18 protein-coding genes are annotated in these 20,775 nt (G+C 69.6%); 12 read left to right on the forward strand and 6 right to left on the reverse strand.

Annotated features, from left to right (window positions below):
- Positions 1-20 precede the first annotated feature (20 nt).
- The 5 genes from HJG44_RS00695 to HJG44_RS00715 all read left to right on the forward strand — a co-directional run bounded on the left by HJG44_RS00695 (position 21) and on the right by HJG44_RS00715 (position 5,459).
- On the forward strand, positions 21-332 hold the full coding sequence (locus HJG44_RS00695) for a polyhydroxyalkanoic acid system family protein (protein ID WP_171216435.1): 312 nt from the start codon (positions 21-23) through the stop codon (positions 330-332).
- Between the two features lie 39 nt (positions 333-371).
- Entirely contained in the window at positions 372-1,433 is a 1,062-nt protein-coding gene (locus HJG44_RS00700; protein ID WP_171216436.1) for a malate/lactate/ureidoglycolate dehydrogenase, read from the forward strand.
- A gap of 174 nt (positions 1,434-1,607) precedes the next feature.
- Complete coding sequence (infC, locus tag HJG44_RS00705) at positions 1,608-2,129, forward strand: translation initiation factor IF-3 (protein ID WP_246735985.1); 522 nt, start codon at positions 1,608-1,610, stop codon at positions 2,127-2,129.
- Between the two features lie 235 nt (positions 2,130-2,364).
- Positions 2,365-4,152, forward strand: a complete 1,788-nt coding sequence (locus HJG44_RS00710) for a type I secretion system permease/ATPase (protein ID WP_171216438.1) — start codon at positions 2,365-2,367, stop codon at positions 4,150-4,152.
- The gene (locus HJG44_RS00715) at positions 4,149-5,459 is read left to right on the forward strand and encodes an HlyD family type I secretion periplasmic adaptor subunit (RefSeq protein ID WP_171216439.1); all 1,311 of its coding nucleotides are present in this window, start codon (positions 4,149-4,151) and stop codon (positions 5,457-5,459) included. The genes HJG44_RS00710 and HJG44_RS00715 overlap by 4 nt, the downstream gene beginning before the upstream one ends.
- Positions 5,460-5,463: 4 nt before the next feature.
- Here HJG44_RS00715 and HJG44_RS00720 read toward each other — a convergent pair whose 3' ends face one another.
- Positions 5,464-5,790, reverse strand: coding sequence for an NIPSNAP family protein (locus HJG44_RS00720; protein ID WP_171216440.1), 327 nt, complete (start codon positions 5,788-5,790; stop codon positions 5,464-5,466).
- Between the two features lie 118 nt (positions 5,791-5,908).
- Here HJG44_RS00720 and HJG44_RS00725 point away from each other — a divergent pair, with 118 nt between their 5' ends.
- The 4 genes from HJG44_RS00725 (at position 5,909) to HJG44_RS00740 (ending at position 11,365) form a co-directional block, all read left to right on the forward strand.
- Positions 5,909-7,066: a 2'-deoxycytidine 5'-triphosphate deaminase gene (locus HJG44_RS00725; protein ID WP_171216441.1), complete on the forward strand. Its 1,158-nt coding sequence runs from the start codon at positions 5,909-5,911 to the stop codon at positions 7,064-7,066.
- A gap of 118 nt (positions 7,067-7,184) precedes the next feature.
- The gene (locus HJG44_RS00730) at positions 7,185-9,059 is read left to right on the forward strand and encodes an ATP-binding cassette domain-containing protein (RefSeq protein WP_171216442.1); all 1,875 of its coding nucleotides are present in this window, start codon (positions 7,185-7,187) and stop codon (positions 9,057-9,059) included.
- 51 nt (positions 9,060-9,110) lie between these two features.
- Complete coding sequence (locus tag HJG44_RS00735) at positions 9,111-10,439, forward strand: AmpG family muropeptide MFS transporter (protein WP_246735986.1); 1,329 nt, start codon at positions 9,111-9,113, stop codon at positions 10,437-10,439.
- A complete protein-coding gene (locus HJG44_RS00740) occupies positions 10,439-11,365 on the forward strand; it encodes a class I SAM-dependent DNA methyltransferase (protein WP_171216443.1) in 927 nt (308 codons plus the stop codon). The genes HJG44_RS00735 and HJG44_RS00740 overlap by 1 nt, the downstream gene beginning before the upstream one ends.
- 2 nt (positions 11,366-11,367) lie before the next feature.
- Here the strand turns inward: HJG44_RS00740 and HJG44_RS00745 are convergent, their stop codons facing one another.
- Together HJG44_RS00745 and HJG44_RS00750 are read right to left on the reverse strand one after the other, a co-directional pair.
- The gene (locus tag HJG44_RS00745; protein ID WP_171217232.1) at positions 11,368-11,757 is read right to left on the reverse strand and encodes a type II toxin-antitoxin system VapC family toxin; all 390 of its coding nucleotides are present in this window, start codon (positions 11,755-11,757) and stop codon (positions 11,368-11,370) included.
- The gene (locus tag HJG44_RS00750) at positions 11,757-11,981 is read right to left on the reverse strand and encodes a type II toxin-antitoxin system VapB family antitoxin (RefSeq protein WP_171216444.1); all 225 of its coding nucleotides are present in this window, start codon (positions 11,979-11,981) and stop codon (positions 11,757-11,759) included. The genes HJG44_RS00745 and HJG44_RS00750 overlap by 1 nt, the downstream gene beginning before the upstream one ends.
- A 47-nt stretch (positions 11,982-12,028) precedes the next feature.
- Between HJG44_RS00750 and HJG44_RS00755 the strand changes: the two genes are divergently transcribed.
- The 3 genes from HJG44_RS00755 to HJG44_RS00765 all read left to right on the forward strand — a co-directional run bounded on the left by HJG44_RS00755 (position 12,029) and on the right by HJG44_RS00765 (position 15,743).
- Complete coding sequence (locus HJG44_RS00755; protein ID WP_171216445.1) at positions 12,029-14,530, forward strand: ligase-associated DNA damage response DEXH box helicase; 2,502 nt, start codon at positions 12,029-12,031, stop codon at positions 14,528-14,530.
- Positions 14,531-14,541: 11 nt separating this feature from the next.
- Positions 14,542-15,237 (forward strand): ligase-associated DNA damage response endonuclease PdeM, encoded by a 696-nt coding sequence (pdeM, locus tag HJG44_RS00760; RefSeq protein WP_171217233.1) that lies wholly within the window; start codon positions 14,542-14,544, stop codon positions 15,235-15,237.
- Between the two features lie 98 nt (positions 15,238-15,335).
- The gene (locus HJG44_RS00765; protein WP_171216446.1) at positions 15,336-15,743 is read left to right on the forward strand and encodes a helix-turn-helix domain-containing protein; all 408 of its coding nucleotides are present in this window, start codon (positions 15,336-15,338) and stop codon (positions 15,741-15,743) included.
- A 3-nt stretch (positions 15,744-15,746) separates the two neighbouring features.
- Here HJG44_RS00765 and HJG44_RS00770 read toward each other — a convergent pair whose 3' ends face one another.
- From HJG44_RS00770 to HJG44_RS00780, 3 genes are all read right to left on the reverse strand, one after another.
- On the reverse strand, positions 15,747-16,517 hold the full coding sequence (locus HJG44_RS00770) for a TIGR02186 family protein (protein ID WP_171216447.1): 771 nt from the start codon (positions 16,515-16,517) through the stop codon (positions 15,747-15,749).
- Complete coding sequence (locus tag HJG44_RS00775; protein WP_171216448.1) at positions 16,514-17,434, reverse strand: sulfite exporter TauE/SafE family protein; 921 nt, start codon at positions 17,432-17,434, stop codon at positions 16,514-16,516. The genes HJG44_RS00770 and HJG44_RS00775 overlap by 4 nt, the downstream gene beginning before the upstream one ends.
- A gap of 152 nt (positions 17,435-17,586) precedes the next feature.
- Complete coding sequence (locus HJG44_RS00780; protein WP_171216449.1) at positions 17,587-20,667, reverse strand: SEL1-like repeat protein; 3,081 nt, start codon at positions 20,665-20,667, stop codon at positions 17,587-17,589.
- Between the last annotated feature and the right edge of the window lie 108 nt (positions 20,668-20,775).

Raw genomic sequence — 20,775 nt, forward strand, 5'->3', positions numbered from 1 at the left:
GAGACCATCGGGAGACCTGCATGTCGAAGCCGCTGATCGTCGAGATCCCCCACCAGCTCGGCCGCGAGGAGGCGCGCCGCCGCCTCGAGACCGGCATCGGCCAGCTCAAGACGAAGTTCGGGCAGCATGTGAGCTCCGTGGACGAGAGCTGGACCGGCGATCACCTCGACGTCACCATCCGGGCGCTGGGTCAGGGCATCACGGCGGGACTCGACGTTGAGGCCGATCATGTCCGGCTGGAGGTGCAGCTGCCCTGGATGCTTGCAATGCTGGCCGAGAAAGCCAAAGGGTTCATCCGGAAGGAGGGGAAACTCCTCCTCGAGAAGAAGTAGCGCTGCGGCCGGGCCGGCCGCGCCCGGAGGACGCTCCCCTTGCTCATCGCCGTCGACCGTCTGCTCGCCCTCGTGACGGACATCTTCGCCGCAGCGGGCTGTGCGCCCGAGGAGGCGCGGCGGGTGGCCGAGGGCCTCGTCGACGCGAACCTCACCGGCCACGACAGCCACGGCGTCGTGCGGGTGCCCCGCTACGTGGAATGGCTGGAGGCGGGCGAGGTGGAGGCCGGCCGCTCGATCGCCGTCCTGAGCGAAGCCGGCGCGCTCGCGGTGGTAGACGGGCAGTACGGCTTCGGCGCGACGGTCGGGCGCCAGGCGGTGGAGTTCGGCATCCGCCGTGCGCTCGATCAGGGAACGGCCATCGTGGCGCTGCGCCATGCGGGCCATCTCGGCCGGATCGGCCAGTGGGCGGAACTTGCCCTCGAGCACGGGCTCGTCTCCATCCATTTCGTCAATGTGGCCGGCAGCGTGCTGGTCGCGCCCTTCGGGAGCGTCGACCGCCGCTTCTCGACGGCGCCGATCGCGTTCGGGTTCCCGCTCGAGGGCGAGCCGCCCGTCGTCCTCGACTTCGCCACCTCGGCGGTCGCGGAAGGAAAGGTGCTGGTGGCCGCCAACGGTGGAAAGCCGGTTCCCCCGGGGAGCCTCATCGATCCGGACGGGCGGCTCAGCACCGATCCGGCGACACTGTATGGTCCCCTGGAGGAGACGGCGGAACGCGATCACCGCAAGGGCGCAGGCGCGATCCGGGCCATGGGCGAGCACAAGGGGTCCGGTCTTGCGCTGATGTGCGAGCTCCTGGGCGGCGTCCTTGCCGGCTCGGGCACCTCCGGGCCGGAGAAGCACCGCTTCGCCAACGGCATGGTGTCGATCTACATGGCGCCGTCCGCCTTCGGCCGGAAGGAGGATATGGTCCGCGAAGCCCGCAAGTTCGTGGCCTGGCTTCGCAGTTCTCGCCCCGCCGTCGCCGGCGAAGCCGTCATGCTTCCGGGCGACCCCGAGCGCCGGACGAGGGAGGAGCGTCAGGCGGCAGGGATTCCGGTTGCCCCCGGCGCCTGGGCGGCGATCCGCGCGACGGCCGAGCGGCTCGGCGTCACGATCTGATCGAGGGAGGGTGACGAAACGTCAGCCGAACCGTCTGTTGACGCCGCAAGCGGATTGACTCGTCAGCCCAAGTTACCACATGTCGCAGGTGGTCGCCCGTGCGCTCGCGCCGAGCCCTTGCGGCTACCCTGAATCGGAAGAGGAGTTCGCCCCATTCGCAGACCTATGAGAGCCATGCCGGTCCCGCAGAAGGAGGGACCTCGCGCCAATCGCGACATTCGCGGCGTACGCGAAGTTCAGCTGATCGATCAGGACGGGCAGAACCGTGGCGTGGTGCCCTTCTTCGATGCGCTGAAGGTGGCCGAAGAGGCTGGCCTCGATCTCGTCGAGATCGCCCCCAATTCCTCTCCGCCGGTCTGCAAGCTTCTCGACTACGGCCGGTTTCGCTTCCTCGAGCAGAAGAAGCAAGCCGAGGCCCGCAAGCGCCAGAAGACCGTCGAGGTCAAGGAGATCAAGCTCCGGCCGGGCATCGACAAGCACGATTACGAGGTCAAGATGAAGGCCGTGCAGCGGTTCTTCGAGGAAGGGGACAAGGTGAAGGTCACCCTGCGCTTCCGCGGCCGCGAGATGGCACACCAGGATCTTGGGCTGAGGCTGCTCGAGCGCGTGAAGGCGGAAACGGCCGAAATGGCGAAAGTCGAAAGCGAGCCGCAACTGGAAGGCCGCCAGATGGTGATGATCCTGGCGCCTCGTTGAAGAATTAGGGCTGCTTCGGGCGGCCCTTTTCGTCTGGATGCTTCCCCGGGCGGCGCCATCGCCGCCCGCAGGACTAGACCGTTCGTAGCGTGTCGACTTGACGCCTCGCTGGATACGCGCCTGAAACCTATTCCTGCGAAATGGACGGGCGCGGTCCTAACGCGATTAGAGGCGAGGCCCGCCGGTTCCGACGGCGGTGTTCGAAGCCGGGCGCGGGTCGCGAGACGGGGGTCAGATGCAGGTACTCGGCGGGAGCGCGCCTACCTTCGGGCGCAGTGCCGGAGGTGTGGCTGGCTCCCGGCTGGGCTTCGCGCGCTCGGCCTTCATCGGCATCGGTCTGATAACGGCGACCATCAACGTCCTCTACCTGACCGGCTCCATCTACATGCTGGAGGTCTATGATCGGGTGATCCCGAGCCGGAGCGTGCCGACGCTGGTCGGGCTCTCGCTCCTGGCGCTCGCCCTGTATGCCTTTCAGGGCGTGCTCGACATCCTGCGCGGGCGCATTCTCGTCCGCATCGGGTCGGGACTGGACGGCGCCCTGGCCGGACGGGTCCACGACGCGCTTGCCCGCCTCCCGCTGCGCACGCGCCAGGCCGGGGATGGGCTGCAGCCTCTGCGCGACCTGGACCAGGTGCGTAGCTTCCTGTCCGGCATGGGCCCCGCCGCCTTCTTCGATCTGCCCTGGATCCCGCTCTATCTCGCGATCTGCTTCATGTTTCACACCTGGATCGGGATCGCGGCCGTCGTCGGCGCCCTGGTCCTGGTCGGGCTCACGCTCCTCGCCGAGCTGAAGACGCGCGAGCCGGCACGCGAGACGGTCGCGCTCGGACAAAGGCGGAATGCGCTCGCGGAGGCCACGCGGCGCAATGCCGAGGTGTTGCAGGCACTCGGCATGCGCAGCCGCTTCGGGGCGATCTGGGGCGAGGCGAACGACCGCTACATGGCCAGTCAGCAGCGGACCTCCGATGCCGCGGGCGGGCTGGGGGCGGCCTCGAAGGTCGTTCGGATGGCGCTGCAATCGGCCGTTCTCGGGGTAGGGGCCTATCTGGTGATCCGGCAGGAGGCGACGGCCGGCGTCATCATCGCGAGCTCGATCCTGACCGCGCGGGCTCTGGCGCCGGTCGAGCTCGCCATTGCGAACTGGAAGGGCTTCGTGGCCGCACGCCAGAGCTGGAAGCGCCTGCGCGACCTGCTCTCGGCCATTCCTCCGGATGACGGCCGCATGTCGCTGCCCCCGCCGGCGGCCTCCATCGCGGTGGAGGGCGTCTCCGTCGCGCCTCCCGGCGTGCAGCGGCTCGTCGTATCTGATGTGAGTTTCACGCTGCAGGCCGGCCAAGGTCTCGGCATCATCGGGCCGAGCGCCTCCGGCAAGTCCTCCCTCGCTCGTGCCATCGTGTCGGTATGGCCGCCGGTCCGGGGCAAGATCCGGCTGGACGGGGCGGCGCTCGACCAGTGGTCGTCGGACGATCTCGGCCGCCATGTCGGCTATCTTCCGCAGGACGTCGAGCTTTTTGCCGGCACGGTGGCGGAGAACATCGCGCGCTTCGACCCGGATGCGAAATCGGCCGACGTCATCGCTGCCGCGACCGCCGCGGGCGTGCACGACATGATCCTGCGCCTGCCCGACGGCTACGAGACGCAGGTCGGAGAGGACGGCGGGATGCTTTCGGCCGGCCAGCGCCAGCGGGTCGGTCTTGCCCGGGCACTCTATCGCGACCCGTTCCTGATCGTTCTGGACGAGCCGAACTCCAATCTGGACGGCGACGGCGAGCAGGCGCTCACCCAGGCGATCCTGGGGGTCAGGGCACGGGGCGGCATACCGATCGTGATCGCGCATCGGCCGAGCGCACTGGCCGGGGTGGACCGCATGCTCGTCCTGGCCGAAGGCCGCATGCAGGCCTTCGGGCCCAAGGAGGAGATCCTGGCGAGGCTCATGCGCCAGCCGCAGAAGCCTGCGGCGGCGGAGGGGGGCGCTGCGACCCCGCTCAGGGTCGTGACTGACGGGCAGGTGCGGGCATGAGCCGGATGGAGATGACGACCCGCTCGCTGCGGAACCATCTCGCGGCGGGTGTGGCGGTCGCGACCTTCCTGGTCGCGGGCGTCGGCGGCTGGGCCGCCACGACGGAGCTTTCGGGCGCCGTCATCGCGCCGGGGATGCTGGTGGTCGATTCCAACGTGAAGAAGGTCCAGCATCCGACAGGCGGGGTCGTCGGCGAGCTCAGGGTGCGCGACGGCGACCGCGTGAAGAGCGGTGACGTGCTCCTGCGTCTCGACGAGACGGTGACACGGGCGAACCTCGCCATCGTCACCAAGAATCTCGACGAGCTTGCGGCCAGGCAGGCGCGCGACGAAGCCGAGCGGGACGGCGAGGACAAGATCACCTTCCCGCCCGACCTCCTGGAGCGTGCCGAGACCTCGCCCGAGGTTGCGCGCCTCATTGCCGGGGAGGCCAAGCTCTTCGAGCTCCGGCGCAGCTCGCGCGAGGGCCAGCGCGCGCAGCTCCGGGAGCGCATCGCCCAGCTCAATCAGCAGATCGACGGACTGATCCAGCAGACCCGCGCCAAGCAGACCGAGATCGACCTCATCCAGCCCGAGCTGGAGGGTGTCCGGGAGCTCTGGAAGAAGGGGCTCGTCCAGATCAACAGGGTGACGAGCCTGCAGCGGGACGCGGCCCGGCTCGAGGGCGAGCGCGGCCAGCTCGTGGCCGCAACCGCAGAAGCCCGGGGCAAGGTGGTGGAGACGGAGCTTCAGATCCTGCAGATCGACCAGGACATGCGCTCGGAGGTGGGCCGCGAGCTCGCCGAGATCCGGGGCAAGACCTCGGAATTCGTCGAGCGCAAGGTCGCGGCCGAGGATCAGCTCAGGCGCGTCGAGATCCGCGCGCCGCAGGACGGGATCGTCCACCAGCTCAGCGTGCACACGGTGGGCGGGGTCATCACGGCCCAGGGCGAGCCCATCATGCTGATCGTGCCCGAGGCCGACGCGCTCAGGGTCGAGGCGAAGATCCCGCCGCACGACATCGATCAGCTTCATGTCGGGCAGCGCGCGGTCCTGCGCTTCTCGAGCTTCAACCAGCGCACCACGCCGGAGCTGAACGGCGAGGTGACCCTCGTCTCGGCCGACGTCAGCCAGGACCAGAAGACGGCCGCGACCTTCTACACGGTCCATATCCGCATCCCGCCCGAGGAGATCCGAAGGCTCGAAGGCCTGCGGCTCGTACCCGGGATGCCGGTCGAGGCCTTCGTCCAGACGACGCCCCGAACGGTCATGTCCTACCTCGTCCGGCCGCTCCAGGACCAGCTCATGCGGGCATTCCGGGAGAAGTAGGCGGCTACTTCACGGACGAGAAGGCGGTCGGCTGGAGGAAGCTGTTCGAGATGTTGGCTACGATCGCCCCGTCGCGCTCGCTTTCCGCCCTGGCCGCGATCCATTCCGGGTCGCTCTGAAAGGCGTTCCAGCGCTGCTCCCGCTCGCCCATATCCGTCCAGGCGAGGAGATAGGTGAGGTCCTGGTTGGACTCGCCCACGAGCGTCGTCCAGAAGCCGGCCTGCCGGATGCCGTGCTTCTCCCACATTCTCAGCGTCACGGTCTCGAACCGCTTGATGAGCGCCGGCAGCCGGCCGGGAACGCAGCGATACACCCTCATCTCGTAGATCATCGTTTCCTCGCCCGCTCGGCCGGATCGCATGCCGGCAGGGCTGGTTAGGGCGGACTCGCGGCCGAATCCAGCACCCGAGGCTGGAGAAAACCCGAGGGCTCCAGTAGCGTCCGGCGCCATGAACCACGCGCCCGATCCAGTCCTCGCCGCGGCTCGGTGGCAGCCTGCCTCGCGTCCGGGTCTGCTGCCCCGGCAGGCCATCCGCTCGCTTGTCGAGCGCGGCTGCCTCCGCGCGGCGGTTCCCCTGGACGACGCGCAGTTCCAGCCGGCGAGCCTCGACCTGCGGCTCGGCGCCTATGCCTACCGCGTCCGGGCAAGCTTCCTGCCCGGGGCGAGGTCCCGCGTGGAGGACAAGCTCGAGGCCCTGCAATGGGAGCGCATCGACCTGAGCGGGGGGGCTATCTTCGAGCGCGGCTGCGTCTATGTCGTCGAGCTCTCCGAGCGCCTCGATCTTCCGGCGCACGTGTCCGCGGCGGCCAATCCGAAGAGTTCGACCGGGCGGCTGGACGTCTTCACCCGGCTCATCACGGACCGCAGCGAAGCCTTCGACGCGGTCGAGCCCGGCTATTCGGGACCGCTCTATGCCGAGGTGTCGCCCCGGACCTTCAGCATCAAGGTCCGCCAGGGCACGCGCCTGAATCAGATCCGCTTCCGGCAGCACGGGCGTGGGGCGGACGAAGCCGGTACGCTAGGGGATCAGGCCCTGCGCGAGCTTCATGCGCGGTCGCCCCTCGTCGATGCGGACGAGCTCGCGGTGCGCAACGGCCTCGTGCTCCGCATCGAGCTCGGCGGGCTGGGGCCGCAGAACCTCGTGGGGTACCGGGCGCAGCGCCACACGGACGTGATCGACGTGGAGCGGATCGGCGGCTACCGGCCGGAGGATTTCTGGGAGCCGATCCCGGCGCGGCCGGATGCGCGCCTCATCCTCGATCCGAACGAGTTCTACATCCTCGCCTCGAAGGAGCGGCTTCACATCCCGCCCCATCTTGCGGCCGAGATGGTCCCGATCGACCCCGCCATGGGCGAGTTCCGGGTCCACTATGCCGGGTTCTTCGATCCCGGTTTCGGCTATGCGCCTTCGGGGCACCCGGGCAGCAGGGCCGTCATGGAGGTGCGCAGCCACGAGGTGCCGTTCAACCTGGAGGACGGCCAGATGGTCTGCCGGCTCGCCTACGAGCAGATGGCCGAGGAGCCGGACGCGCTCTATGGCGCGATCGGGACGTCCAACTACCAGGGCCAGGCGCTGAAACTCTCCAAGCAGTTCATCCAGCCTTAAGGTGGCGCACGGGATCGTGTTCCCCGGGATGCAGCGCCGGGGAAGATCCCGGCCCGCCTGTAGACGTTAGGGCCCGGCGACGGCGGATGGGGCCCCGTTCGCGCGGAGACCTTGCGACGTGACGACGCCCGACCGGTCGGATCCGGCCAGCGCGGAACAGAATACCGAACCCTCCCCGGTTGCGATCGCCCGAGCCTTCCGCAGGCTGGCGAGCGGCTTCTGGCGCGGGACGACGGCCAGGCAAGCCTGGGGCCTGACCGCTGCCGTGTTCGCGCTCGTGCTCCTCAATGTCGGGGTGGCGCTCCTCATCAATCGCTGGAACAAGTTCTTCTTCGACGCGCTCGAGCAGAAGGATGTCGGCTCGGTCACGCTGGGCGTGGGCATCGTGCTCGGCCTCGCCCTCGCGGCGGCGGCCGTCGCGGTCCTGTTGGTCCATGCCCGGATGCGGCTGCAGCTCGGCTGGCGCCGCTGGCTGACCCACCGCTTGATCGACCGCTGGCTCGCCGAGCGCCGCTTCTACCAGCTCACGATCGTCGGCGGCGAGGGAGCGCATCCGGAATTCCGCATCGCCGACGACGTCAGGCTCGCAGTCGAGCCGCTCGTCGACTTCGCCATCGGGCTCGCCAACGCCGTCCTGGCCGCGGGCGCCTTCTTCGGGGTGCTCTGGGTCGTCGGCGGCGCGCTCCAGGTCGGGCCGGTCGTCATCCCCGGCTACATGGTCGTATCCGCGGTCGTCTACGCCGCCCTGACCTCCGCGGCCATGATCCTGGTCGGGCGCCCGCTCATCCGCGGCGTCGAGCGAAAGAACGCGGGCGAGGCGCAGCTTCGCTACGAGCTGACCCGCGTGCGGGAATCCGCCGAGAACATCGCGCTTATCGGCGGCGACGACGACGAGCGGGAGCGCCTGAAGGAGACTTTCGCGGAGCTGGCCAGGCGCTGGCTCAGGGTCATCGCCCGGCAGGCGCACATGACCTGGATCTCGAACGCGAATTCCGTGCTCGCACCCGTGGTGCCGCTCCTCCTCGGCGCGCCGAAATACCTGCAGGGCGAGCTGAGCCTCGGCGAGCTGATGCAGATCGCGACCGCCTTCACGCAGGCCCAGATCGCGCTCAACTGGCTGATCGACAACGCGATCCGGCTTGCCGAGACGCTCGCCTCGGCGCAGCGCGTCGTCGAGCTGTCGCAGGCCATGGACGCGCTCGATGCGACGATCGGGCGGGGCGGGCCTGACGAGACGATCGTGCTCGGGTTCAGCCCGGACGACGCGATCCATATCGCCGATCTCTGCATCAAGCAGCAGAACGGGGTCGTCATGGTGGAGGGCGCCTCGACCACCATCCAGAAAGGCGAGAAGGTCCTCGTCAGGGGCGATTCGGGGACGGGAAAGTCGACCCTCATCCGGGCGATGGCGGGCCTGTGGCCTTGGGGCTCGGGCACGATCCTGCGGCCGCGCCGGGCGAGCGTCACCTTCATGCCCCAGCGCCCCTACCTGCCGCTCGGGACGCTGCGGCACGCGCTCCTCTATCCGCACCCGGATGACGGGCGCGTTCCGGACGACCGTCTGCGGGATGCGCTGGCACGCTGCGGTCTGTCCCACATGGCCGATCGGCTCGACGCCGAGGAGAATTGGGACGCCATTCTGTCGGGCGGGGAGAAGCAGCGCCTGGCCTTTGCCAGGCTCCTCGTCCATCCGCCGGACATCGTCATCATGGACGAGGCGACTTCGGCTCTCGACGAGGTAAGCCAGGCGAGGATGATGGAGTTCTTCTCCAACGAGCTGGCCGCCGTGACGCTCCTCAGTGTCGGACACCGCCCGGGCCTTGAGCACTATCACGACCGCGAGATCCACCTCGTGCGCGAGAACGGCGAGGAGAGCGCCCATGCCCGTGATCGGCGCTACCCGTTGATATGGCAGATCTGGAGTCGGTTCCGCCGGTCCGGAGGGGACGGGGCCGAGCCGGCCGGCGCGGCGGGAGAACGCGGAGGCCGTTAACGCTTCCTCAGCTATGATCGGCGGGGATTCCTCCCGGCCGAGGTCGACCGCATGGCGTCACCCTTCGAGAGCCTCAAGAGCTACGCAGACCGGCGCGTCGCGCTGATGCTCCTGCTCGGCTTCTCGTGCGGTCTTCCCTTCCTGCTGGTCGGCGGCACCTTCACGGCCCGGCTCGCGACCGCCGACATCGACATCAAGGCCATCGGGCTCTTCGCCTACCTGCTGCTGCCCTACAGCTTCAAGTTCCTCTGGGCGCCCGTCGTCGACGCCTTCGACGTACCCCTCCTGTCACGGCTTCTCGGTCGCCGGCGGTCCTGGATGGTGGTCGCGCAAGCCGGAGCCGGGCTTTCGCTCCTGATCATGTCGCTGACGGACCCGATCAGCTCGCTCCCGCTGCTCGGGCTAGCGGCCTTCCTGCTCGCCTTCTCGGCGGCCACGCAGGATATCGTGGTCGATGCCTGGCGCATCGAATCCGCCGGTCTCGAACGGCAGGGCTCGATGCTCGCCGCCTATCAGCTCGGCTACCGCCTGGGCCTGATCAGCGCCGGAGCCGGAGCCCTGTTCATCGCCGGATCGGCCGGCTGGCAGGCATCGTACCTGACCATGGCGGCCCTGATGGCGATCGGCCTTGCCGCCTCTCTCCTCGCGCCGGCGCCGGAGCAGATGCGAGGAGACGAGGAGAACGGGCCGCAGCGACCGCGCGAGCGCTTCTCCTTCGGACGCGCGGTCGCGGCTCCCCTCGCCGACCTCTACCGCCGGCAGGGGCCCCGCCTCGTCGCCGTGCTCGCGCTGGTCGCATTCTACCGCATGCCCGATTTCGTCTCCGGCGTGATGGCGAACCCGTTCTACATCCGCATGGGCTACACGCTGCCGGAGATCGCCGCCGTCTCGAAGCTCTACGGCATCTGGATCGGGATCCTCGGCGCCTTCGTCGGCGGCTGGTCGATCGCGCGGTTCGGGCTCTATCCGACGCTCCTTGCCGGAGCGGTGGCGGGCGCGGCCTCGAACCTCGCCTTTTCGTGGCTCGCGGCCGGTCCTCCCGAGGTCTGGCGCCTCGCGCTCGCCATCTCCATCGACAACTTCTCCGGCACTTTCGCCGGTACCGCGCTCATGGCCTACATGTCGGGCCTGACCGGGATCGGGTTCGCGGCCACGCAATACGCGCTTCTCTCCTCCCTGTACGCGCTTCCGGGCAAGCTCGTCTCGGGGTTGTCCGGCTTCATGGTGGCGGCCTACGGCTTTTCGACCTTCTTCGCCCTGACGGCCGCGATCGGCCTGCCCGTGCTGGTCCTCGCGATCCTGTTCGGACGGGTGGGCGAGGACCGACCCGAGACCGAGCCCGCAGCAGCGGACGATCTGGCGCCGGTCCGGGCCGGCTGATGCAGTCTTCCGGCGACCTCCTCGCCGACCGCCGCTACGCCTACGCGAAGTCCGCCTTCGACGAGGAGGATTGGGAGGCGGCGGCCGACCTCGCCCGGCAGGCGCTCGAGCTCGCGCCTGGCTTCGCGCCAGCCTGGTTCCTGCTCGGCGAAGCCTGCCAGAAACTTGCCGAACGAGACGAGACGTCCCGCGACGAAGCCGTCGCGGCCTTTTCCGCCGCACGCCGGTTCGATCCGGACGATGGGCTTGGCGCCGGCGTGAGGCTCGCGCTTCTGGGCGCCGAGGAGCCGCGACGCGCCATGAGTGCCGCCTATGTGCGCTCGCTCTTCGACGAATATGCCATCCGGTTCGATCGCCACCTGCGCCAGAGCCTCGCCTATCGCGGGCCGGAACTCCTGCACGACGCTGTCCGGCGAGCCTCCAGCCGAATTCTGCGCCCCTTCCGGTTCGACCTGATGCTCGATCTCGGCTGCGGGACCGGGCTCGCGGCCGAGGTCTTTCGGCCGCAATGCCGACGGATCGCGGGCGTGGACCTCTCGCCTGCTATGGCGCGCAAGGCTGAAGCGAAGGGCATCTACGACGAGGTCGAGATCGGTGAGCTGCTTCCCTGGCTCGAGGCTTGGCCGGAAGGGGCGGCCGATTTGGTGCTCGCCGCCGACGTGTTCGTGTACCTCGCCGATCTCGCGCCCGTCTTCGCGGCTGCCGCGAGAGCGCTCGACCGGGAGGGCCTCTTCGCCTTCACGGTCCAGCACCATGGCGGCGACGGAATCATTCTAGGGGAAGACCAGCGCTACGCGCACGGCGAAGCCCATCTGCGGTCGCTCGCGGCGGCATCGTCCCTCGATCCCGTGATCCTGGAACGCGTCTCGACCCGCCAGGATCGGGGGCAGGACGTGCCGGGGCTCCTGCTGGTGCTGGCGCGCTGAGTTCAGGCCAAATCGGTCTGGGAGAAATCGTCACCCTTGTAGAGCAGGCGCGTGCCGCGCAGCTTCGCGACAGCATAGGAGAAGCAATCGCCCATGTTCAGCTTGGCTGGGTGCCTTCCCTTGCTATAGCGGGCGAAGGCTTCGAGGGCGCCGATCGCCTCGGGCGTCTTCAGCGCCACGACCTCGAGTTCGAGCGCGCTCACGAGGGAGGCGACTTCGCCATAGGCGTCCGCGACGGAACACTCCTTGACACGCGCGACGGCCCCGGTCGCTTCGTAGAGCGATATCGCGTGCGTCGCACACGCTCCGGCGGCATCGATGCGCCCCAGCAACGCCTCCGCGTCCGCCTCCCGAAGGAGGATCGCCACAAGCGCTGAGGCGTCGACGACCATCACTCGCCCGACAGCTCGTCGAAGAACGCCTTGTCGGCCTTCAGTCCGGTGTCGCGCATGGCGGCAATCCGGTCCTGGATCGGCCGGATGCGCTCGGACAGTGGAACGCGTTTCAGCTCGTTCTCGACCGCGAGCTTCACGGCCTCCGTGAGGCCGAGCTTCTTGATCTCGGCCAGCCGGCGCACGAGTTGGTCGGTCTCGGCATCGCGGATGTGGAGCGCCATGCCTGTCTCCGTGTAGCTGCAAGTACAGGTAGCGTGTACACGGACGCATGACAACGGCGCCCCTCCTTCCCGCGCGCTTTCGCGAATGGTTCGCGTCTCGCGGCTGGGCGCCCCGGCGGCACCAAATCGAGCTTCTTGCGAAGGCGCGGGACGGCCGCTCGACGCTCCTGGTCGCGCCGACCGGTGCCGGCAAGACGCTGGCCGGCTTCCTGCCGAGCCTGGTTGATCTCGCGGAAACCGGGCCGGCCCCGCTGAAGGGAAGGGGGCTGCACACGCTCTATATCTCGCCGCTCAAGGCGCTCGCGATCGACGTCGCCCGCAATGTTGAGACGCCGGTGCGCGAGATGGAGCTCCCGATCCGCATCGAGAGTCGGACGGGCGACACCCCGGCGGCGAAGCGCAAGCGCCAGGTCGAGCGGCCGCCCGACATCCTGATGACCACGCCCGAGCAGCTTGCCCTGATGCTCGCGAGCCCGAGCGCATCGGAGCTCTTCGGCGGTCTCAAACGCGTCGTGCTCGACGAGTTGCACGCGCTCGTGACGTCGAAGCGGGGCGACCTCCTGTCGCTCGATCTCGCCCGCCTTCGGGCCATCGCGCCCACCTTCGCCGCTACGGGCCTCTCGGCGACGGTGCGCGAGCCGGATGCGCTGCGCCGGTATCTGGTGGGGCAGGGGCGCGGGGCGCCGGCTCTGGCGGACCTCGTCGTCGTGGAAGGTGGTGCGGAGCCCGACATCCGTATCCTCGATCTCGGGCACGACCTGCCGCTCGCCGGCCATCTCGGGCCGTCTGCGATGCCGGCCATCTACGGGCTCATCCGCGAGCACAAGACGACGCTCGTCTTCACCAACACGCGCTTCCAGGCCGAATACACCTTCCAGGAGCTCTGGCGGCTGAACGACGACGTCCTGCCGATCGCGATCCATCACGGTTCGCTCGATGTCGAGCAGCGCCGCCGGGTGGAGGCGGCCATGACGGCCGGCAAGCTCAAGGCCGTCGTCTGCACGGCGACGCTCGATCTCGGCATCGACTGGGGCGACGTCGATCTCGTCGTGAATGTGGGGGCGCCGAAGGGTGCCTCCCGCATCATGCAGCGCATCGGGCGCGCCAATCACCGCATGGAGGAGCCGTCCAAGGCCTATCTCGCGCCGACGAACAGGTTCGAGATCCTCGAATGTCAGGCGGCGCTCGACGCGATTGCCGTGGCTGCACAGGACACGCCGGACCCGCGCACCGGGGCGCTCGACGTGCTTGCCCAGCACGTGCTCGGCCGGGCCTGCGCGGAGCCCTTCGCCCTGGAGGAGCTCTACGACGAGGTGCGCCAGGCGGCACCCTACGCCGACCTCTCCTGGGAGGATTTCGGGGCGGTCGTCGATTTCGTCGCGACCGGCGGCTACGCGCTGCGCGCCTATGAGCGCTTCGCCAAGATCGTCCGTGGAGCGGACGGCCGCTGGCGCGTCCGCGACGGCCGGGTCGCGCAGCAATACCGGATGAATGTCGGGACGATCACCGAGGCGACGATGCTGAAGGTGCGGCTCTCCCGCTCCTCCCCCGGCAAGGCGGGAGCGGTGGCGCCCCGCCGTGGGCGCATCCTCGGCGAGGTCGAGGAGGGCTTCGTGGAGGCGATGAGCCCGGGCGACACCTTCATCTTCGCCGGCGAGATCCTCCGCTTCGAGGCGATCCAAGAGGACGAGGCGCTGGTCACGCGCGCGACGGCCGGCACGGACCCGAAGATCCCGGCCTATGCGGGAGCCAAGTTTCCCCTCTCGACCTTCCTGGCCGCGCGGGTCCGGGGCATCCTGGCCGAGCCGGCCGAGTGGCACCGCCTTCCCATGGGCGCGGGGGAATGGCTGGAACAGCAGCGGCGGCGATCTCTCATCCCGGCTCCCGGCGAGATGCTTGTCGAGACCTTTCCCCGGCAGCGCCGGCACTACCTCGTCGCCTTTCCGTTCGAGGGCAGGCTCGCCCACCAGACGCTCGGCATGCTCCTCACGCGGCGGCTCGAACGCGCGCGGCTGCGGCCGCTCGGCTTCGTGGCGAATGACTACGGGATAGCCACCTGGTGCATGGGCGATGTCGGAGAGATGGCCGAGCGGGAGCCGGGCTTTCTCGACACGCTGTTCGGCGAGGACATGCTCGGCGACGATCTGGAGGAATGGCTCGCGGAATCGGCCATGATGAAGCGCACGTTCCGCGATTGCGCCGTCATCGCGGGGCTGATCGAGCGCAATCATCCGGGCGAGCGCAAGACGCGGCGGCAGGTCACGGTCTCGACGGACCTCGTCTACGACGTGCTGCGGCGGCACGAGCCGGACCACATCCTACTCCGGGCCGCCCGGGCCGATGCGGCGACGGGTCTCCTGGATGTGAAGCGGCTCGGCGCGATGCTCGTCCGCATCAGGGGACGAATCAGGCATAAGGCGCTCGATCGCGTCTCGCCGCTCGCCATCTCGCTCATCCTCGAGATCGGGCGCGAGAGCGTGATCGGGGAAGCGGCGGACGAGATCCTGGCGGAAGCGGAGGCGATGTTGCTCGAGGAAGCTCTGGCGTGAATGCGGCCGCGATGGCCCTGCCGCAGAAGATCGCCGCGGCGGAGACGGAAATAGCCGGGCTCGCCTGCCTCCTCGATCCGTCCGGGGCGATGTTCTTCACTGCCGAGAAGGCGCTGGTCGTCGCTGACCTGCACCTGGAGAAGGGCTCGTCCTATGCGCGCCGGGGCTCGTTCCTGCCGCCCTACGACACCCGTGCCACGATCGCGTCTCTCGCCGGGGTGATCGGGCGGTATCTTCCGCGCAGGGTTGTCGCGCTCGGCGACAGCTTCCACGACCGCCGTGGGCCGGAACGGCTCGGCGAAGCGGAGCGCCGGGCGCTGGCCGAGGCCATGGCCGGGCTCGACTGGATCTGGATCACCGGCAATCACGATCCGGACCTGCGTCCCGAGATCGGCGGCGAGGTGCTGCCGGAGACGGAGCTCGGGCCGCTGCGGCTCCGGCACCATCCGGCTGCCGGCGCCTGCCGCGAGCTGGCGGGGCACCTGCACCCGGTGGCAAAGGTCGTCCTCTATGGCCGGAGCGTCCGGGCGAAGGCCTTCCTGAGCGACGGCGACCGCTGCGTCCTGCCGGCCTTCGGCGCCTATGCGGGCGGCCTGAATGCCTGCGACGAAGTCTTCGGGCCCCTGTTCCCGTCCGGCTTCACGGCGCATGTGATCGGTCGCAACCGCCTCTTCGCGCTCGCGCCCGCCGCCCTGTGCGGAGACTGAGCACTTGGCATTTGCACGCTTTGAGTGTGCGTGGCCGAGCGTATTTACAACCCGAATTCGGTACACAGGGCGGCGGCCCTCCGATACCCCGGAACCCCGTGGTACGGCAGCGAACAGCTAACGGTGGGCGCCAGGATCCCCGCCGCCCGACGGAGCAGGACCGCGAGGTCGGGGCTCGGCTGAAGGCGCTCCGCAACGCCGCCGACATCACCCAGGAAGCGCTCGCGAATGCGCTGGGCGTGAGCTACCAGCAGGTTCAGAAATACGAGAAGGGCACGAGCCGGATGTCCGGAGGCCGGCTGCGCCAGGCCGCGGGCCTGCTCCGGGTACCGGTCCAGGCCCTGATCGGCGAGGGCGCAACTGCCGCGCCCGGCTTCGAGGAGACCGGAGTGCCCTATGATGCGGGGCGTGAGGGAGCCGAGCTGATGAGGCACTTCGGATCGATCCGGGATCCCGCGGATCGCGACATGCTGCTCCGCCTCGCCCGCTTGCTCGCGAAGGGCTGAGGCTCAGTCGCGGCGGAAGATCACGCTCGCGAGCCAGCCGAAGAAGAGAGCCATTCCGGCCGCCGTGAAGCCGGACAGGACCGGGCGGTCACGCGCGAACTCCGTGATCTGTTCCTCCAGGCCCGTCTTTACCAGTTCGAAACTGGCATTGCGTCGCGCGACCACGATGCCGTCCGCAACCAGGCTCACCTCGACATCGTAGTTCCCGACCGGCGCCGTGGCGGGAAGCGGGATCGGTGCCCGGAAGAACTCGCCCGCCACGAAGGTCACCGCGCGCGGGTTCTCGAAATAGAGCCGCTCCCGCCCTTTCAGGCGCACGAGCGCGGTCCGGAAGGGATCGTCTTCGACCCCGCGCTCGATCGTGAATTCGGGTGCGCTCACCACGGCCTCGATGCCGAGCCGGAAGCGACGACGCATGATCTCGCTGGCCACCTCCGTCAGGGGGCGGGTCGACATGACGGCGAGAAATGAGGGAACCTGCACGAATTTCTGCTGTGCGCGGTTCAGCCAGATCGGGCCGAGCCGTTCCTTGCGCCGGATCGTGACCGCCTCCCGCGGGCCGCGAACGGTAACGACCACGTCGTAGGGTCCGGCCCGCGAGACTGTCTGGGCGTCGCGCTCGATTACCCCGAAGGCCACGAGCCGCGCGCCCGTATAGGTCGAGCCCACGGCGACCAGGTTGGTCGAGAGCGAAAGGACGAGGCGCTCGGCCGCGGCCGCAGCCGGCCAAAGCAGGCCGACGCAGAGAAGGACGAGGACGCGCCGCGTCCTCACCGCCGAATCTCCTGGATGGCGTAGGGCTCGGTCGGGCGCACCACGATCTCGATCATGAAGCGCAGCCCGACCGCGAGGATCAGGATGGCGAGGAGGAAGCGGAAGAGTTCGGCCCGGAGCGCGCGGCCGGCGCGGGCGCCGAACTGCGCTCCGAACACGCCGCCGAGGATGAGGAGGAGGGCCAGGATGATGTCCACCGCGCCGTTGAGCGCGGCCTGCAGCACGACCGCGAGGAGCGCGGTGCAGAGCACCTGCGCCTGCGACGTGCCTATGACCACGGTCGTGGGGACCCGGAACAGGTACAGCAGCGCCGGGACTATGATGAAGGCGCCGCCAATCCCCAGCACCGCGCCGATGAAGCCGACCGTGAGGGCAAGCCCGAGGATCGGGATGACGCTCGAATAGAGCCGCGAGCGCGGGAAGCGCATCCGGAACGGCAGGCCGAGATAGGCCGGATGCTCACCCGCGCGTCGCCGGGGGCGGGTCACGCCGCGGCGCGAGGACCAGAACTCGCGCAGGCTTTCGGCCAGCATCAGCGAGCCGAGCACGGTGAAGAGTGTCACGTAGGAGAGGACGATGACCAGCTCGAGCTGGCCGGCGCGGCGCAGCGCCGCAAAGAACCAGACGCCGAGCGAGGTGCCGACGAAGCCGCCGCCGACCAACACCAGCGCGAGCTTCACGTCGAGCGCGTCGCGCCGCAGCGCAGCGAGCGTACCGGTGGTCGAGGAGGCGGCGATCTGGGCCGATTGCGTAGCCACCGCGACCGCGGGCGGGATTCCGAGAAAGATGAGGAGCGGGGTCATCAGAAACCCGCCGCCGATGCCGAACAGGCCGGACACGAAGCCCACCGCCGCTCCCATCGCGAGCAGGAGCAGGATGCTGACCGGCATCTCCGCGATGGGCAGGTAAATCTGCAAGGCGGCAGTCCCAAGCGCCGCGCGGACAGGCGCGGCATGATCGCCCCGGCCGCAACCGGGTCGCGATCATCCTAGCGCCTTCGTTCTAAACCCGCGCTGAAGATCGAGCCCCCGCCGTGCTCGGGCTCGGCAGGGACGGCCCCGACGCGGCGCTACGCTCGCCCGGGCGCCTTGATCTGGGCATCGGTGGACCAGGTCGCGGGGGACGGGGCCTCGTTGGTGGCCTGGTTCGGCGGCGTCACCCGCCAGCGCTCGACGATGCTCTTGGCGCGGGCGAGGTCTGCCGGCTGGAGCCGCGCGCCGACCTCGTCGCGCTTGCGGCCTGCCTCATCGTCGCCCTGCGCGGCCGCGATCGCGAACCAGGCATAGGAGCGGACGAGGTCCGGCTGGGTGCCGAGGCCGCGCGCGAGCAGGACGGCCAGGTTGAACTGGCTGTCGCGGACGCCTTGATCGGCAGCCTTCTGGAACCAGGTCATCGCGCCCGCATAGTCCGGCTTGCCGCCTACGCCCTCGGCCATCAGCACGGCGAGATTGTGCATGGCGCGGGTGTTTCCGTTCTCCGCGGCGCGCTGATACCAGCGCCGCGCCGCCTCGACGTCGCGGGCGACCCCGATGCCCTTCTCGTAGGCATTGCCGGCTCGGTATTGAGCGATCGCCAGGTTCTTCTCGCCCGCCTTCTCGAAAAGAGCGACGGCCGCCCGCGGGTCGCGCGCCACCCCGCGCCCTTCCATCGTGCGGGAGGCGAGCTCGTACAGGGCGGCCGCGTCGCCGCCCGCCGCCGCCTGCCTGAGCGAGGACGGGATCCCGCTCGTGCCCTCTGGGGCAATCGGCGGTTTTGGCGGAGGCACGGTCGAGGCCGGCACGGGCGGAAGCTGCGAGACCTCCTTTTGGCCTAATCCGTCGATGGCGGGCGGCTGGCCGCCGGCGGCGCCGGCATTCGCCTGGGCCGCGGAGGAGGGCTCGGCCGCAACCCCCTGTTGCTGTTGCGAAATCGCCGGAACCTCGCGGGGCGGCGCGACGGATTGCGTTGTCGTCGGCTCCGGCGCTTCCGGCAGGGCAGCGACCTTCATGGGCGCGCCCGCCGTGATCACCGGCGCTGGAGCCTGGGACGCTGCAGGCGGCGGCTTCAGGGCGGCGATCTGCGACGGCTGCTCCGCCGTCAACTCGGCGAGCAGACGGTATCCGCCGATGGCCACCACGAGGGCTGCGGCGCTGACCAGCAGCGGACGGCGAAGGCGGTCCAGCACGCCCCGGATTCTGGCCTGTCCGGATCCCTCCTCGGCCGAGGCGAGCCTGTCGAGCGGCCGGCCCTTGCCCTTTTCGGCATCCGCCGCGGCCGCCTGAGCCGCGCGGCGCGCAGCCGCAATGAAGCTCGCCTTGATGTCGCGCGGATCTTCCGCACCGGTCTCGGGTGCAGGGGCCTCGGTGCCGGAACGGGGACGTCCCGCGCCAGGCTCGAGCAGGACCTCGTTCTCCGGCGCGCGGGGAAGCGGCCGGTCCGCATCCGAGAGGCCGGAGCTGAGGACCGCCTCGTTGAGGCGCCGCAAGGCCGTGTCGCTGAGCGGCGCGAGGCCGGCCGGAACCCCGACCGCCTCCTCGCCAACGGCGTGCCCGGGCGGCTCTTCGTGCCCCCCGGAAGCCCGGATGGGCAGGTCGGGAGAGGCGACGAGATCAGGCCGGTGCTCGTCGATATAGGCCTGAGGGGAAGCCGATGGGCCTGCAGCCGGCGCGCCCTCGCGCATGGCCTGAAGCGTGCGCTCGACGGCGCTGCGGGCCGCCTGCTCGGCAATGTCGATCGTGCCTTGGCGCCAGCTTGCGACCTCGCTCATGAGGTCGGTCATCGCCTGGCTCAGATCCGAGAGCGCCGGATCGCGCGAGGCGGTCGAGCCGATCGTGGCGGAGAGCCCGGCAATCTGCCGCTCGATCTGCTCCAGCATCTCGGGGTCGGAGGCATGCCGCTCGAGCCGTTCGATCTTCTCGATCAGCATCACGAGCATGGAGGCGATGGGCTGCAGCTCGTCCTTGGTCGCCTGCTGGATATCCGCCGCGCTCAGCTCCAGCCGTCCGGACGGCGCCCCCGACGAGAGGGCGTCGCGCATCTCTTCGAAAGCGACCCGGAGGGACGTGAAGTCGTCGGAATCGATCTGCCGGCTTCCGATGCGCGCGAGGTCGAGCTTCAGGTCGCCGAGCTGGTCGCTGAGCGCGCTGATGTCGGCTGGGACCGCCATGCCGCCGAGCATTCGCTTGACATCGGCCACCTCCCGCGAGAGCGCGTCAATGGCGGCCGGATCGATGCCGCTCGCGGCCACGATGTCCAGCTTGTGCGAGACGATGTCGATGTCCCGCGCGAGCTTGCCGATGCCTTCCGTCGGCATGCTGCCGGTCCCGGCAAGCCGCTTGACCTCGACCTGGAGCGCTTCGACCTCGGCCTCGACCGGGGCGAGGTTGCCGCCCCCTGTGCGAAGCTCCGCGATCTCCTGCGCCAGCATGCTGATGGAGCGCTCGAGCGTCCCGAGATCGGAGCGCGTGGCCAGCGCCGCCAGGGAGCCGTGCAGCCTGTCGACGTCCTGACGCAACGCCTCCAGACTGCTCGCCGGGGCGACTTTCGTCGGCATGGCGGACAGCTCCTCCGCCGCCGGCCGGCGTGAGGAGGACGGCGCAAGCATCCGCGCGGGCGCGGCCTCCGCGATCGGGGAGGGAGCGATTTCATCCTCGAGCGCGGCTTGGCGCGCGCGGATCTCGACCACCGCGTCTTCGATGTGCCGGGGCACGGGCTTGCGCACGGCGCCGCTTGGGGCTTCGAGGCGGCCCGCGATCTCGCGGATGCGGTTCTCCAGCTTCCGGAAGGCCTCCTCCTGCGCCGCGAGCGCCTCGGAGCGGGAGCGCTCTGCCGGACCGTGATCCAGCCGCTCGACCGCGCTCAGCGCATCGATGCCGCCCCTGGGCGGCTCGGGAGCTCTACCCGCCTCGGCCAAGTCCTCCTGCGCGCGTTCGATCCAGGCGCTCATCGAGCCGAGTGCCGTGCTCGATCGTGCGGCGGGAGCGTCGCGCTCGCGCACCGTATCGGGGGCTGGCGGCAGGTCCGAGCTCGCGCCTGTTCGGTTGTCACCCTCCCGGGAGCGGCGCGCCTGCTCGGCGACAGCTGCGTCCAGCCACTCGTCGATGCTGCGGCTCGCGCGGTCGGTTTCGCTCTCGACGGAGCCCGGCCTACGCAAAGGGACGTTCTGTCTCATCGATCGCTCATGCCGCGAGGGGGCGGTACGCGCGACCCGCCTTGCCCCTCGGGCGGACCGCTACGCCAACAGAGCGTCGGGCCGCCTTTCTTAAAGGGAAAGTTGACG

It is taken from the genome of Enterovirga aerilata, assembly GCF_013044135.1.
GTDB classification, from domain to species: Bacteria; Pseudomonadota; Alphaproteobacteria; order Rhizobiales; family Beijerinckiaceae; genus Enterovirga; species Enterovirga aerilata.

Excerpts from the sequence above, each read along its gene's own strand:
- HJG44_RS00750 (WP_171216444.1), bottom strand. The coding sequence starts at position 11,981 with ATGGCGCTCCACATCCGCGATGCCGAGACCGACCAACTCGTGCGCCGG.
- HJG44_RS00710 (WP_171216438.1), top strand. The coding sequence starts at position 2,365 with ATGCAGGTACTCGGCGGGAGCGCGCCTACCTTCGGGCGCAGTGCCGGA.
- HJG44_RS00745 (WP_171217232.1), bottom strand. The coding sequence starts at position 11,757 with ATGGTCGTCGACGCCTCAGCGCTTGTGGCGATCCTCCTTCGGGAGGCG.
- pdeM (WP_171217233.1), top strand. The coding sequence starts at position 14,542 with ATGGCCCTGCCGCAGAAGATCGCCGCGGCGGAGACGGAAATAGCCGGG.
- HJG44_RS00780 (WP_171216449.1), bottom strand. The coding sequence starts at position 20,667 with ATGAGACAGAACGTCCCTTTGCGTAGGCCGGGCTCCGTCGAGAGCGAA.
- HJG44_RS00740 (WP_171216443.1), top strand. The coding sequence starts at position 10,439 with ATGCAGTCTTCCGGCGACCTCCTCGCCGACCGCCGCTACGCCTACGCG.
- HJG44_RS00755 (WP_171216445.1), top strand. The coding sequence starts at position 12,029 with ATGACAACGGCGCCCCTCCTTCCCGCGCGCTTTCGCGAATGGTTCGCG.
- HJG44_RS00715 (WP_171216439.1), top strand. The coding sequence starts at position 4,149 with ATGAGCCGGATGGAGATGACGACCCGCTCGCTGCGGAACCATCTCGCG.
- HJG44_RS00695 (WP_171216435.1), top strand. The coding sequence starts at position 21 with ATGTCGAAGCCGCTGATCGTCGAGATCCCCCACCAGCTCGGCCGCGAG.
- infC (WP_246735985.1), top strand. The coding sequence starts at position 1,608 with ATGCCGGTCCCGCAGAAGGAGGGACCTCGCGCCAATCGCGACATTCGC.
- HJG44_RS00720 (WP_171216440.1), bottom strand. The coding sequence starts at position 5,790 with ATGATCTACGAGATGAGGGTGTATCGCTGCGTTCCCGGCCGGCTGCCG.
- HJG44_RS00735 (WP_246735986.1), top strand. The coding sequence starts at position 9,111 with ATGGCGTCACCCTTCGAGAGCCTCAAGAGCTACGCAGACCGGCGCGTC.
- HJG44_RS00725 (WP_171216441.1), top strand. The coding sequence starts at position 5,909 with ATGAACCACGCGCCCGATCCAGTCCTCGCCGCGGCTCGGTGGCAGCCT.